2 protein-coding genes are annotated in these 1,045 nt (G+C 75.2%); one reads left to right on the forward strand and one right to left on the reverse strand.

Features of this window, described 5'->3' with window-relative positions:
- The coding region (locus EYA84_RS32240; protein ID WP_131057900.1) for a DMT family transporter at positions 1–509 on the forward strand (509 nt) is incomplete at its 5' end.
- Here the strand turns inward: EYA84_RS32240 and EYA84_RS32245 are convergent.
- Positions 455–1,045 (reverse strand): hypothetical protein (locus EYA84_RS32245; protein WP_236146087.1); only part of this gene is annotated, 591 nt, incomplete at its 5' end. The two genes, EYA84_RS32240 and EYA84_RS32245, sit on opposite strands and share 55 nt — an antisense overlap.

Consider the following 1,045-nt stretch of genomic DNA (forward strand, 5'->3'; position numbering starts at 1 on the left):
CGGCGGCACTCGCCCTCGGCGCGGCGGCGCTCTGGGCGGCCGGGACGGTCCTCGGCCGGATGGTCAGCGCCGAACTGTCCTTCCTCCACGTCACCACGCTGCGGTTCAGCGTCGGCCTGGTCACGCTGACCACCTTCGCGGCGGCCACCGGCACCCCGGTCGGCGTGCCGATCGAGCTGGTGCCCCGGCTGGTGCTGCTCGCCGCCATCCCCGGCCTGCTCGCCCTGACGCTGTACTACCACGCCCTGCGTCGGACGCCCGCGTCCAACGCGACCCTCGCCGAACTGGCCTTCCCGCTGACCGCAGCCCTGGTCGGGCTCACCCTGCTCGACGGTCGACTCGGCACCAGCCAGTGGGTCGGCCTGGCGCTGGTGCTGGCCTCGGTGGTCCTGCTCGCGCTGCACGAGAACCGCAGCTCCCGGCCGGCGGTGCGGCAGCCGGAGCAGCGCGTGCCTCAGGTCGTCGGCACCTCCGGCAGCGCCGCCGGGAGGTCCGACTCGACGCGGTGACGCAGCAGGTGCAGCGGCCCGGCGGTGACCCCCGCCTCGGTCAGTGCCACCGCGTACGCCGCCGCCGTCGAGTCGTCCACCAGGCCGTGCACCAGCGGCAGGGCGGGTGTAGCGGCCCGCAACAGCGACTCCACCTGGCAGGAGGCGATGGTGCCGGGCAACCCGAGCGCCGCCGCGTGACCGGCGACCGCCGCCGACGGCAGGTCCACCGGCACCGTACGGCTGGTCGGTCCGACGTGCAGCAGCCCGCCGCCGACCACCAGCACGTCGCGGTCCCGCCGCATCCGGGCCAGCGCCCGGGCGGGATCCAGCGCGTGCGGGAAGGAGTCGTCCACCACGATCGTGCCGGGGCGCAGCCGGTCGACGTCGAGCGGTTCGGTGGCCGCGCTGGTGGCACCGATGATCAGGTCGGCGGCGTACGCCGGGTCGGACACCGCCGGGGTGGTGGGACAGATCTCCACGGCGGCGGTGAGCCCGTCGGCGCGGAGCCGGTCCACCTGGTCGGCCAACCGGGGCGCTGTCTGGTATACACATCT

It is taken from the genome of Verrucosispora sp. SN26_14.1, from assembly GCF_004307965.1.
Lineage (GTDB): Bacteria > Actinomycetota > Actinomycetes > Mycobacteriales > Micromonosporaceae > Micromonospora.